Genomic DNA, 13,158 nt, shown 5'->3' with positions numbered 1-13,158 from the left:
TTACCTTTGTGCTCGACTCGTCCACAGCTGCTGCGACGGGAGTCGTCGCACACCTGGGTGCGCGTCGTCGATCAGCAATCGTCCGCGCCGTCACACTCACCCTCGTCATGGCCGCCGTGCTCGTCGGTCTCGTGGTTCTGAGTCTTGCGGTCGGGTCGCGCGCCCTCGCGCCGGGCGACGTCGTCTCGGCACTGTTCTCGGACCGACGGGATGCCGTCGGCGTGATCGTCCACGAGCTCCGCGTCCCGCGCACTCTCACGGCGCTCCTCGCCGGGGCGTGTCTGGGCGTGGCCGGTGTGCTCATGCAGGCGTTGACCCGCAACCCTCTGGCCGACCCGGGCCTGCTCGGCGTCAACGCGGGCGCGGCGGTGGGTGTGGTCGTGGCGATCGCGTTCTTCGGAATGGGCACGGCGAGCGGGTACGTCTGGTTCGCCTTCGCGGGAGCGGCGGGCGCCGCACTACTCGTGAACACCGCCGCTCGGCCGGATCGCCGGGACGACACCGTCGGCCTGATCCTCGCCGGGGTCGCGCTCAGCGCCTGCCTCAGCGCCATCGTCGGCATCATCACGCTCGCCGATGACGACACCTTCGAGTCGTTCCGGTTCTGGGCCGTCGGGTCGTTCGAACGCCGCGATCCCGACGTGGCCGCGCAGCTCCTCCCCTTCGCCATCGCGGGACTGCTGCTCGCTGCGATGGTCGCTCGAGGCCTCGATCAGCTTCAACTCGGTGCGGACCTGGCGCGCGCACTGGGGGTCTCCCCCGCTCTCGTGACCCTCAGCGCGGGCGCGGCCATCACCCTCCTGTGCGCCACGGCCACCTCGGCGGCCGGTCCCCTCGCCTTCATCGGTCTGATCGTCGCCCACGCCGTTCGTGGCGCGGTCGGGCGCTCCGTGCCCGTGTCCCTCCCGCTCGCCGCCGTGGTCGGTGCGGCACTGACCCTCGCGAGCGACATCGTCGGACGCGTCATCGCCGTCCCGGGCGAGGTGGAGGCCGGGATCGTCGCCGCCTTCCTCGGCGCGCCGCTCCTCCTGTGGCTGATTCTGCGGAAGTCCTCGTGAACACCTTCGCCGAGATCCGGACACGGCTGCGTTCCTCTCGACGACAGCGCGCCGTTCTCGTCATGACCGTCACGGTCGCGATCGCCGCGATCGCCGCGGTGACGGGCCTGACGACGGGCTCGTTCCACGCGTCGCTGGGGGATGTGGCATCCGCTCTCACCGGCGGAGCCGACGGGCGCACGACCGTCGTCGTCGTCGGCATGCGGATGCCACGGACCATCGCCGCTCTGCTGATCGGCGCGGCTCTGGGGCTGGCCGGCGCCGTGTTCCAGACGCTCGCGCGCAACCCGCTCGCGAGTCCCGACATCGTCGGCTTCAGCGCCGGATCCGCAACCGGCGCGCTCATCGGTCTGACACTGATCGCTCCCCCGGCCTCGCCCGCCGTGGGCGCCTGGACCGGAGGCCTCCTCACCGTCGTCGTGGTCATGGCCATTGCGCGCAGCGTCGGAATCTCGCGGGAGCGCACGATCCTCGCCGGCATCGCCCTTTCGACACTGCTGGCCGCCGTCAACGACTACCTGCTCACGCGCGCGCCGATCGACGTGGCCCGGAACGCGACGCAGTGGCTGCACGGGAGCCTCGTCGCGACCTCCGCCCAGGATGTCGTTCTTCTTCTGACATCCCTCGGCGTGCTGGGGGCCGTGCTGATCGCGGTGCACCGCGACTACCGCGCCCTCGAGCTCGACGACGACACAGCGCGCTCGCTCGGCGTCCGGACCGGTCGCGTCCGTCTCATCCTGGTGATCGTGGCCGCCCTCCTGACCGGCACCGCCACGTCCGTCGCGGGCCCGATCGGGTTCATCGCCCTCGCCGCGCCCCAGCTCGCGCGCCGAGCGATGGGCACGAGCGGCATCCCCGTGATCGGCTCGGCCGTCACCGGCGCTGCCGTGCTCCTCGTGGCGGATGTCATCGCGCAGCGCGCGCTCGCACCCCTGCAGATCCCGGTCGGCCTGCTCACCGCCGTGGTCGGCGGCGCGTACCTCTTCTGGATCGTGGCCCGCTCCCGCCGATGAGGACGGCGAGCCTCGTCGCGCCCGCTAGGCTGGGGGTCGAGGGCCTGTAGCTCAGTTGGCAGAGCATCGGACTTTTAATCCGCGGGTCGAGGGTTCGAGCCCCTCCGGGCCCACCAAACTCGTCTTACTCGAACAAGTTGCGCGCATACTCGATAGCGTCACCGACAATCGCGACTTCACGCTCCGAGAAGACGACCGACCGCGAAGTCGCTCATCACTGCATTGCCTTCAGGAAGTGCCGGCCTTGCTCACCGTGGCGTACTGGAGCGAATGGGCCAGCGCAGCTTTCGCCGTCTATAGCGACGCCGTAGCCTTGCCGTGCACCGACTCGAGTTGCCTGTTTAGCTCCGATGCGTTTCCGACAGACATTCTTCTGATGCGAAGCGGGCCGAAGCGATCAGCCGTCGGCGGGCGGACGGCCACCTGTGGCGCGAGTCTCACACAGCTCGGGGTCGAGCTGGCGGAGGATCGGGTCGAGGAGCCGTGCGAGGTCCTCGAGCTGGCCGGGCGTCAGCGGGGCCAGCAGGGTGTCCCGCGCGAACGCGATATGCGGAGGGGTGGCGGTCAGCCAGGCCCGTCGGCCGGCTCGCGTCATGCGCACATGGACGGCGCGCGCATCTCCCGGCGCGCCGACTTTCCGCTCGACCAGACCTTTCGACTCGAGCCGCCGAACGGCCTTGGACAGACGAGGAGCAGGTGACCGCAGTCGCGTGCCGAGCTCGTTCATCCGAAGCGTCTGATCGTCCGCGACGTTGAGCAGGCTGAGGATCCCGTACTCGAAGTTGATGATCCCGGCCTCAGCGGTGAGTTGCGCATCAAGGGCGTGCGGAAGCAGATCGGCGAGCGACACGAGGGCGAGCCAGGCCGCTCCCTGCGTGCTGTCCATCCGCGGCACGGTCGGTTCCATGGGTCCAGTCTAGTGCTGTAGTTGCCCAGGCAACGAGTTCTTGGATATGTTGTTGCGCGGGCAACAACACGGTCGAGCGATCTCGAGATGACGCCGGCACCGCCCTCCGCACACCTCACGACACGAAGGAAAAAACATGATCATCGCGTTCTGGATCGTCGCCGGGCTCGCCGCGCTGGCGTTCCTCGCCGCCGGCTTGATGAAGATCGCTCGACCGAAGGACGCACTCGCCTCGTCCGGGCTCGCCTGGGTGGAAGACTTCACCTCCGGTCCGATCAAGCTCATCGGTGTCGCCGAGGTGCTCGGCGCCATCGGACTCGTCGTCCCTCCCCTCGTCGGCATCCTTCCCGTTCTGAGCCCCATCGCGGGCATCGCGCTCGCGGTGCTCATGGCGGGAGCCGCCGCCACCCACCTGCGGCGTCAGGAAAGCCCGGTTCCGGCGATCGTGCTCGCGCTGCTCTCGGTCGCCGCCGCCGTCCTCGGCTTCCTCACCGTCGCGTGACCGTTCGCCACCCCGCCGAACGCAGGGCCTGAAAAGAAGGGGCGGCGTCGTCGACGCCGCCCCTTCCCCTTTCACGAATCGATCCGACGAGCGCTCACCTCAGCCGCACGTGCGTGCGGGGTAGGCGGCGGTGGTCGTGGATCGGGTGCTGACGCCGTCGACCTTCGCGGTGGCCGTGACGGTCACCGACCCCGCCGAAAGCGAACCGGATCGACCGGTGAACACCGCGGATGTCGTCTTGCCGGATGCCACGCCGTTGACCGACGTGGAGCCGAGCGGCGTCGCGATGTCGAACGTCACGGTGACACCGGCACGATTCGTCCCCTGCACGGTCAGCACAGGCTTGCCCACGGCGCAGCGGCTGGAGACGACCACCGTCGGTGCCGCCAGCGGCACCGTTGCGACGAACGATCGCTGCACGGGCGTGGCGGCGTCGTACACGTCGTCGCCGGCCTGCGCAGCTGTCACCGTGCACGTGCCGGCGCCCGTCACATGCACCGCACCGTTCACGATCGAGCAGGGACCCGTGGTGGACAGTGCCACCGGCAGCCCCGAAGAGGCGGAGGCCGTCACCGGAGCGTCGGCGGCGCCGACGACCTGGTCGGCGATCGGGGCGAGGGTCACGGTCTGCGAGCGCTTCGGCAGAGTCGCGGTGGCGGACGAGGGGCTGACGAGACCGTCGGAGTACCCGTCGTAGTGCGCCGTCAACGTCCCCGACCCCGCCGGTACGTCGGTGGTCGCACGACCACCGGTGACCGGGACGGTGGACGTCCAACTCCCCCGCGAGAACGTCACCGTTCCCGCGACCTGTCCCCCGTCGGCGGCGGTGACCGTCGCCGTCGCCGAGGTCGCCGTCGTCTCGAGGGCGGTCGTGGATGCCACCGCCTGGACGTTCGTCCAGTCCTTCATGGCCGAGAGCACGGTCTGCGGCACACTGACGAAGGCGCCGTGACGCGGGCTCGCCGGCAAGCCGCCGGGAGCGCGCACCGCCCACGACGACCGCTGCGAGAGCCGGTCGGTCTGGGTGCTGGACGCGATCGCGGAGCCTGTCGTCAGGAACGCCCGGTACCCGCCGCTGCCGTAGTTGTCGACGAGGAAGGCGTAGGCGTCGCCGGAGGTGTTGTTCGGATCCCCCGCGTTGAGCTTGATGATCTCCGGACCTTCGCCGGCCTGCGAGGTCTTGGGCGTCGTCATGTTGGTGTCCACCAGCTGCCACGTCGTCGACGGGTCACCGCTCCAGTTGGAACTCGTCGTCGGGGCGGTCAGCACCTTCGACTTCTCCAGGAAGATGTCCTTGCCCGCCTCGAGCGTGCCCGCGGCGTTGCTCTCCTCGTTCTTGGTGAAGCGGTAGTAGGTGTCGCCGATCTTCGTGACGGTCGAGTCGATCCGCGCGAAGCCGGTGTCCTGCCAGCTGTTCGGCGGGTACGTGAAGGTCTTGAAGTCGCGCGTGAGCACGGAGAAGACGCGCGAGTAGAGCTTGTCCGTGTTGCTGTGCGCCGTGTTGCCGTACAGACGCGAGGAGAAGAACACCACGTAGGACTGAAGCGCGTCATCCCAGTACGCCTCCGGAGCCCACGTCATCCCGGCTTCGGGACGGTTGACGGTGATGCCGGTGTCGACCCCGTTCGTGCGTGACCAGTGGACGAGGTCGGTGCTCTCCCAGACCTCGATCTTCAGGCTGCCGGCGGACTGGGATGCTCCCCAGCTGGTGCCGCAGCTGATGCAGAGGTCCGTGGCGACCATGTAGTACTTGTCGTCGAAGTGCGACCGCAGCACGAACGGATCGCGCAGTCCTCGGGTGTCAGAGCTCGAGCTGATGGTCGGGGCACCCCCGTTGACGGCCGAGAACGTGAAGAAGTCGTTGCCGGAGGTGGCGGCCTGATAGATCTTCTCGTCGGAGTCGGACTTGAAGTACGCCGCCGCATATCCGGCGTCGGGCGCGGAGCGCGCCTGCTCGGCGAGGGTGACCGCGTACGTCCGATCCACCGTCGATCCGCCGAGGGTCGCGTGGGCTGTGAGGGTGACGGTCTTGTCTCCGGTGCCGTAGGCCGGACGCGCGATGACGCCCGCGCCTCGGAAGGGATCGGCGGCACCGACCGCGGGCGCCGAGTACGAGGCATCCGTCCCGGAGATGGCGGCCGGGTCGGAACTCGTCCAGGTGACGGCGGAGCCGTTGGCCGATCCCACGGCCGGCAGCGGAAGGTTCTCGGTGACACGCGAGGGGACGCTGATCGCGTCGAGGTCAGCGCTCGGGCCCTGTCCGAGCACCGTGACCGGGAACGCGAGCGTCGTGCCGACACCGGTCGTCGCGGTGAGCGTCACGGTCTGGCTGTTGCCGCTCGGCCGGGTCACGACACCCGCGTCGGAGACGATGGCCGTGTTCGACGACGACCACGTCAGCGGAACGTTGTCGGCCGATGCGGGAAGCGAGAGGTTCGCGGAAACCGCTGTGAGCGAGGTGTTCGACCCCCGCAGGATCGCGGGCAGGTCGATGCGCAGCAGGCCGTCGGTGGTGGATTTCTTCGCCGCCGCGGTCGGCATGCTCGCCTGAACCTGCGCGGGCGTGAGCGAAGAGTCCCAGAACTTCACGTCGGTGACGTCGGCCTGCAGCAGCGGATCCGACGAGTACAGCGAGCGTCCGAGATAGCCGAGCGTCTTCCCCGTCGGCACGATGTTGCTCATCGAGAGGCTGTGCGTGACCGTGCCGATGCTCGATCCGTCGCGGTAGAGCGTCAGCGTGTTGCCGCTTCCCACCAGCGTCAGCGTCGTGAAACCGGGGTTCAGACCACCGCCCGCGGGGATACGGGTCTCGCCGTTCGACGAACCGCTCTTGACCCGGATGCCACCGAGCACCTGGTTGCTGTATGACGACTCCTGCGAGCGAGGGTTCACGAAGACGTAGTTGCCCAGCGCGGTGGTGTTCCACGAGCCGAAGCCGTCGCCGATGACCCAGCCGAACTGCGCCTGAGCGGTGGCCGTCGTGACGGTGTACTCGACGGTGAAGTCGTTGTCAGATCCCGTCACCAGCCCCTGCGGCAGGGCCGCATAACCGTTCTTCTGGAAGCGCAGCACGGAATCCCCACCGGCGTCGACGAACGACGCGTCCGTGAGGCCCGAGAGGGTGGCGTTCCGACCGTTGCCGGAGACGTCGAGCAATGTCGAACCCGAGTGCGACATGTCGTAACGAGCCGTGGGCGCGGGAACGTCGTCGGCGAACGCGGCCGTGGGGACCGCGAGACCGGTCGCCGTGATGCCGAGCGCGCAAAGGCCCGCGAGGAGCCCGCGGCGGAGGCCGCGAGGGCGTGGATGAGTGGATTGCATGGGGCGGGTCCCTCGGATCTTCTTCGATGAGGGCGGCGGGCACGTCGTCGAGCCCGTCCGCAAATGTTAGCGATAACAAACGGCCAGAATCTAGCGGCCCTGGGAGCGACGCGCAAGCAAATTTCTGGAGCGCGAAGTATTTTCGTTCCTCGTCTCACCCTTCGCTCATCGGCTAGGGACCGCGCCACGCCGAAGGTGGTGTCACACGGCCATGTTTGCGCTAACATCCCCGTGAACACCTACCCGACCACCTCGCGGGAGCGATGTCGCTCCCGCATTCTTCGTGCCGAACACCGCCGCCCGCACGAAGCCGTTCCGCCCCCTCTGCCGTGTCCCACGAACGCGCGGCAGCTTTGTGACGGACGACCCCAGCGAATCCGATCGACACGCGCATCCGCGGTCGACGACGAGACACCGATCGACACCCGTCGAACGACCCCACCCGTGATCACCGCCGCGGTGATCGGAGAGAGAAACACCATGAGAATGTCCACAGGCCTCGCCGCCCGTCTCGTCGTCGCCACGACGGGATGCCTCCTGCTGATGGGAACCGCCAGTGCCGCCTACGCGAACCAGGTGGGGTCCGGCACCGACGTCGACGTCTCCGTCGACATCGCGCCGGTCGTCGCGCCCGGCTCGCTCACGCTGACCGTCGCGGGCACCACCGCCGCGCTCGCGGAAACGTCATCCGGCTCGGCGGCCCAGCGTGCCTTCGCCGGTGACCTGCCGAAAGTCACCGTCACCGACACCCGTACCGCGGCGGAGATCTCCTCGGGACTGACGACCGGGCAGTCGCGCTGGTGGTACGTGACCGGACAGGCCACCGCGTTCTCCGGTCCTTCGGGGGCGACGATCCCCGCCGCGAACCTCGGGTGGACCCCGGCTCTCGTCGGGTCCGACGGGGACGGCAACGTCGCACCGGGCGACGTCGTCGTGCCGCACCCCGACGCCGCCACCAACTCACCCGCGGACGACAACAACACCGGACTGGTGAGCGGCGACCTGCTGTACGCCGGACTCGACTCGGCCGCTCTCGTCAGTGCCGGCCAGACGCAGTCGTCGGCGACGGCGCACCTGCTCCTGAAGGCCCCCGCGACGGTCGCCCCGGGCGAGTACCACTCGACACTGACGCTCTCGCTCTTCGAAGACGTGAACTGACGACTGTTCGCACCGGGCGTGCGGTCGACGCGACACAGAGCCCGACCGCACGCCGAGCCGGAGGAGAGAACATGACCATGGATGCCCGCATCAGCCGGTGGCCCCTGATCGGAGTCGCCGTGCTCGCCTTCGCGGCCTCGGTCATCGCCGCACCGATGCTCGCGGCGCCGATGGCACGAGCTGAGGATGCCACCCCGGACATCACCTGGTCCGTCACTCCCGCCGGGGAGAGCGCCCCGGACGACCGAGGGATCATCGAGCAGGATCTGGATCCGGGGGCGTCCGCCGTCGATCACTTCGCCGTGCGGAACTTCAGCACCGACACCGTCACCTTCCGCCTTACCGCCGCCGACGGCTTTCACACGCCGAGCGGACGTTTCGACATGCTCCCCACAAGCCAGCAGTCGAAGGATGCCGGAACCTGGATCTCCCTCCCGGAGCAGGTGACCGTTCCCGCGAACGAAACGGCGATCGTCGCCTTCACGACGACGGTGCCCGCCGATGCCCAGCCCGGAGACCACTCCGCCGGCATCGCGGCATCCGTTCTGTCCTCCGGCACGCAAGGGGATGCTCAGGTGGCCGTCGACAGCCGTGTCGGGTTCCGCGTGACAACGCGGGTGAGCGGTGAGCTCTCCGCCGCCGTGCACATCGAGAACCCGAGCGGCTCGTACGACCTGTCGTGGAATCCCTTCCAGCCCGGCACGCTGCGCGCGACCTTCGACGTGGTGAACGACGGGAACACGATGGTGGTCGCCGGCGGGACCGTCACGGGAGGCTTCGAGGCTCAGGACTTCCCCACCGGCGACGACGGGAAGGTCACGATCTTCCCGGGGGAACGTCGCAGCTTCAGCGTCGACCTGCCGTCGGCGTGGGTGCTGTTCTGGGCTCCCCTGACCGTCGACTTCACCGGCTCCGCGGCCGACGACCAGGGCCGGGGTGTGCCGATGAACTCGGTCTCGGCCCAGACGACGGTGTTCTCGGTGCCGTGGCCGCAGCTGACGGCCCTCGCGGGAATCGCCCTCGTGGTGGCATCGGCCGCCGTCGGTCGACGGCGTTCGCGCTCGCGGCTCGACGCGATGCTTCGCGCCGCACGGGAGGAGGGCCGTCGCGCTGCGGCGATGGGAGATGAGCACCCTCTCCGTCTTCGAAGGACACGCAACACCCGTCGGTTCCCCTGAACGCGACGGACAACGATTCACCCCTAGCCATCGCCCCCACGCGATGAGAAACGAACGGAAAATGAAAACACGAGCAGCATTCGCGGCGCTCGCGGTCGCCGCGACGGTCGCGGGATCGTTCGTCGCGGCGTCGGCGGCATCCCCTGCGGTTGCCGCCAACGTCGTGCGCATCACGCCGAACCCCGCCTCGCAGGGTTCCGCGTTCGAGGGATGGGGCACGAGCCTCGCCTGGTTCGCCGAAGCGACCGGAGGCTACCCCGACGCCGTCCGCAACGACCTGTACGAGAAGGTGTTCGGCACCGACGGGCTCAACCTGAACGTCGCGCGATACAACATCGGCGGCGGCAACGCGACCGACGTTCCGTCCTACCTGCGCCCCGGCGGCGCGGTTCCCGGATGGTGGAATCCGAATCTGAACGCCACCGACGCGAACGGCGCGATCACCTCGACGTACGCGGATCGCAATCGGTACAAGGCGGCGTGGGACGGCGAGAGCGCCTCGTCGTACGACTTCACCGCCGATCCGGCCCAGAACTGGTGGGTCAACGCGCTGAAGAACAAGGTGACGAAGTGGGAGGCGTTCAGCAACTCGCCGCCCTACTTCCTCACCCAGAGCGGCTACGTCTCGGGCGGCACGAACTCGACCTCGGAGCAGATCGCTCCCGCCGACATGGCGAAGTTCTCCAGCTACCTCGTCAACGTGACCCAGCACCTCGAGCAGACCTACGGCATCTCGTTCGACTCGATCGAGCCGCTGAACGAGCCGAACACGAACTACTGGGGCACGAACATCGGGTCGAACGGGTGGCCCACGACGGCGAGCCGGCAGGAAGGCGCCCACGTCGGTCCCGCCAACCAGGACCTCGTGATCAAAGCTCTGCGCGACCGTCTCGCGCAACCCGGGACCACCACGAAGGCGCACATCGCCTCGCCCGACGAGACCAACCCGAGCATCTTCCAGACCGACTGGGCCGGGTGGAGCGCGGAGGCGAAGTCCGCAGTCAGTCGGCTCAACGTCCACACGTACGGGACGTCGGGGCGCCTCGCGGTGCGCGACATCGCCAAGACGAGCGACAAGAACCTGTGGATGAGCGAGGTCGAGGGCAACTGGGACAGCTCCGGCAAGGGCTTCAACCAGACGAACATCGACAACGGTCTGGGGGTGGCCGGGCACATGGTCGACGATCTCCGCGAGCTCGAGCCCAGCGCCTGGGTGCTCTGGCAGCCCGTGGAAGACCTTTACAACATGCAGAAGGTCGAGAAGACCAACTGGGGCAGCATCTTCGTCGACTTCGACTGCAACGCCGACGGGAAGTCGGCGCGGCGCCTCGCCGACGGTGACGCCGACCCCTCGTGCAAGGTGCTGACCAACGCGAAGTTCAACACGATCCGCAACTTCACGCACTACATCCACCCGGGGGATCACCTCATTCCGACCGACGACACGCAGACCACGGCGGCGGTCACGGCGGCCGGTGACGGCGTGACGCTCGTGCACGTCAACTCCGACACCGCCTCGCGCGACATCACCATCGACCTGTCGCAGTTCGGAACGCTCTCCGCCGGGGCGACGGTGACACCCATCGTCACCACCCAGTCTCCGGACACCGATGTCACCGCGAACGCGCTCGTTGCCGGGACGACGGTTCCCGTGGACCTCGCGAAGAAGTCGGCGACCCTCACGGTGCCGGCGAAATCGGTCACCACGTTCGTCGTGAAGGGCGTGTCCGGCGTCGCCGCCGCGGCCCCGCGTCTCGAGGACGGCAAGAGCTACCAGTTCATCGGCGCGCAGAGCGGCAAGGCTCTGAGCGGCGAGACCTCCGGAATCGTGTTGCGCACCTCGGCGACGGCGGCATCCACCGCGACGACCCAGAAGTGGACCGCGCACGTCCTCTCCGGTGCCGGCACGAACCGCCAGACGGTCTCCCTCACCAACGGCGCCGGAAAGCTCCTCGCCGCGACCTCTCAGGGGACGACGCTTCTCGACCCGGGGACCGTATCCGACACCGATCCGCGGGTCCGGTGGACTCCCTCGACGACCGACGGCAAGACGTTCGCGCTCGCGAACGCGAGCTCGCAGAGCGTCCTGGACGTGAACCAGGCCAGTACCGCCGACGGCGCGTCCGTCGGGGTGTACACCGCCAACGGCGGCGGCAATCAGAGGTGGACCCTCGCCAGCACGGCGATCGCGTCCGTCTCGCCCGTCACGGCGGCCACGCCGTCCGGCCGCGCTCCGTCGCTGCCCGGCCAGGTCACCCTCTCGTACGCCGGCGGAGTGCAGCGCTCGGCGGACGTCACCTGGGACACCACGTCGATCGACTGGTCTCAGCCCGGCACCCGGCAGGTGTCGGGTCAGGGGACGGATGCCTTCGGCTCGGCCTTCACCGCGACGGCCACCGTCGACGTGGGCCGATACGTCGACACCGACCCGGTCTCCGTCACGGTCTACGCGGGGAGCTCGCTGGCCGCGGTGCAATCAGCAGCGCCCACCACGGTTCCCGCTCGGGTCGGATCGTCCGACGCGCGGACCAACACCGCCGTCACGTGGAACTGGACGGGCGTCGCCGCGAACGCGTTCGCTCAGACCGGTGTCGTCACCGTGCGCGGCTCCGCCGTCTCGAACGAGACGGGTCAGCCCGCGCTCGACGCGCAGCTGTCGGTGGTGGTGACCACACCGGGCGAGACCAACGTCGCACCGGCGAGCACCGCGTCCGCGACGTACACCGAGAGCAACTCGTACAGTGTCGACCGCACGAAGAACGGGTCGACCAGCGACAAGGGGTGGTCGAACTGGCGTTCGGGCACGCTCAACGCGCAGGACACCCTGACGTACGCCCTCGACCGCACGCGGGACGTCCGCCACGTCAAGGTGTTCTTCTACAAGGACGGCTCCGCCACCAGCTGGGCCAAGACGATGTCCGTCGAGTACCAGACGCCCGGCGGCACCTGGACCTCGGCGGGAACCGTCACCGTCGACACGCCGACGAGCGGGGCTCCCGTCGTCGATGTGCCTCTCGGCGACGTGTCGGCTTCGCAGGTTCGCGTCGTCATGAACGCCTACCCGTCCACGCACCTCGTCGTGTCGGAAGTGCAGATCTTCGCTCTCGCCCCCAGCACCTCTTCGGTGGCGGATCTCGCGCGGCTCAGCACCGACTACCAGCAGGTGCCCGCGTTCGCATCCGGGACGACGTCGTACACGGTCGAGCACGCCGGAGCGGCGTGGCCGACCCTTCACGCCGCTCCGACCGACACGAACGCGCGCGTCGCCATCGTCCAGCCGGCGGACGCGAACGGTGTCGGCACGGTGACCGTCACCGCGGCCGACGGAACGACCGTGCGGACGTACACCGTGACGGTCTCCCGCAAGGTGGGGCTCAGCGCTCCCACCATCTCCGGGGACCCGGTGACCGGCTCCGTGCTCACCGCGAGCGTGGCCACGACCGACCCCGCCGATGCGACCACGACCCTGCAGTGGTTGCGCGACGGGGCCCCGATCACGTCGGCGACCGGCACGCAGTACACGGTGGCGTCGGCCGACGTCGGGCACGCGCTCTCCGTGCGCGCCACCACGACAAAGGACGGGTTCACCTCGGCCACCGCGACCTCGGCGACCGTCGCGGCCCGCACGGCGCTCACGGCATCCAGCGTGTCGGTCTCGACCCGCTGCGCCGCGGGCAAGCCCGTGCTGACCGTGCAGGTGACCAATCGCGCGGCGGTGACGGTGTCGGTCGAGATCGCCACGCCGCTGGGCTCGCGGACGATCACGTCGCTGAGCGCAGGGAAGACAGGCTCGGTGGCCCTCACGGGACGCACCGGGACGCTCCCGGCGGGCTCGGTCGTCGCCACCGTTCGCGGCGTCGTCGGCGGAGTCTCCAGCGCGACGGACACGACGGCCACCTACAGCCGTCGAGCCTGCGGCTGATCAGCGCGAACCGTCTGGAGCGGGGCGTCGGACACTCGTCCGGCGCCCCGTTCCGGTCGAGGGGGCGCGTCTCGAATCGGGGCCTCCCGATCAGTGTCG

At 69.1% G+C, this 13,158-nt stretch carries 8 protein-coding genes and 1 tRNA gene; 7 read left to right on the top strand and 2 right to left on the bottom strand.

Going from position 1 to position 13,158, the window contains the following annotated elements:
* Positions 1-8 precede the first annotated feature (8 nt).
* The 3 genes from MTES_RS13335 (at position 9) to MTES_RS13325 (ending at position 2,187) form a co-directional block, all read left to right on the top strand.
* Positions 9-1,058, top strand: coding sequence for a FecCD family ABC transporter permease (locus MTES_RS13335; RefSeq protein ID WP_013585794.1), 1,050 nt, complete (start codon positions 9-11; stop codon positions 1,056-1,058).
* A complete protein-coding gene (locus tag MTES_RS13330) occupies positions 1,055-2,071 on the top strand; it encodes a FecCD family ABC transporter permease (protein ID WP_013585793.1) in 1,017 nt (338 codons plus the stop codon). Before MTES_RS13335 ends, MTES_RS13330 begins: the two co-directional genes overlap by 4 nt.
* Positions 2,072-2,111: 40 nt before the next feature.
* Positions 2,112-2,187 (top strand) — tRNA-Lys (locus MTES_RS13325).
* A gap of 281 nt (positions 2,188-2,468) precedes the next feature.
* Here MTES_RS13325 and MTES_RS13320 read toward each other — a convergent pair.
* Positions 2,469-2,978 carry a MarR family winged helix-turn-helix transcriptional regulator gene (locus MTES_RS13320; protein ID WP_013585792.1) on the bottom strand — a complete coding sequence of 170 codons (510 nt, stop codon included), beginning with the start codon at positions 2,976-2,978 and terminating at the stop codon, positions 2,469-2,471.
* A 136-nt stretch (positions 2,979-3,114) separates the two neighbouring features.
* Between MTES_RS13320 and MTES_RS13315 the strand changes: the two genes are divergently transcribed.
* Entirely contained in the window at positions 3,115-3,480 is a 366-nt protein-coding gene (locus MTES_RS13315) for a DoxX family protein (RefSeq protein WP_013585791.1), read from the top strand.
* Positions 3,481-3,579: 99 nt separating this feature from the next.
* Here the strand turns inward: MTES_RS13315 and MTES_RS13310 are convergent, their stop codons facing one another.
* Positions 3,580-6,801: an immunoglobulin-like domain-containing protein gene (locus MTES_RS13310; protein WP_013585790.1), complete on the bottom strand. Its 3,222-nt coding sequence runs from the start codon at positions 6,799-6,801 to the stop codon at positions 3,580-3,582.
* A 480-nt stretch (positions 6,802-7,281) separates the two neighbouring features.
* On the opposite strand from MTES_RS13310, the gene MTES_RS13305 reads away from it, so the two are divergent.
* The 3 genes from MTES_RS13305 (at position 7,282) to MTES_RS13295 (ending at position 13,059) form a co-directional block, all read left to right on the top strand.
* Positions 7,282-7,959 carry a hypothetical protein gene (locus tag MTES_RS13305; protein ID WP_099046955.1) on the top strand — a complete coding sequence of 226 codons (678 nt, stop codon included), beginning with the start codon at positions 7,282-7,284 and terminating at the stop codon, positions 7,957-7,959.
* A 71-nt stretch (positions 7,960-8,030) separates the two neighbouring features.
* Positions 8,031-9,137, top strand: coding sequence for a DUF916 domain-containing protein (locus MTES_RS13300; RefSeq protein WP_013585788.1), 1,107 nt, complete (start codon positions 8,031-8,033; stop codon positions 9,135-9,137).
* Between the two features lie 61 nt (positions 9,138-9,198).
* On the top strand, positions 9,199-13,059 hold the full coding sequence (locus MTES_RS13295) for an RICIN domain-containing protein (protein ID WP_013585787.1): 3,861 nt from the start codon (positions 9,199-9,201) through the stop codon (positions 13,057-13,059).
* Positions 13,060-13,158 lie beyond the last annotated feature (99 nt).

Origin of the sequence: Microbacterium testaceum StLB037, assembly GCF_000202635.1 — a bacterium.
GTDB lineage: Bacteria > Actinomycetota > Actinomycetes > Actinomycetales > Microbacteriaceae > Microbacterium > Microbacterium testaceum_F.
The sequence above is the reverse complement of the archived record's forward strand: the minus strand, read 5'-3'. Positions and strand labels throughout refer to the sequence as shown.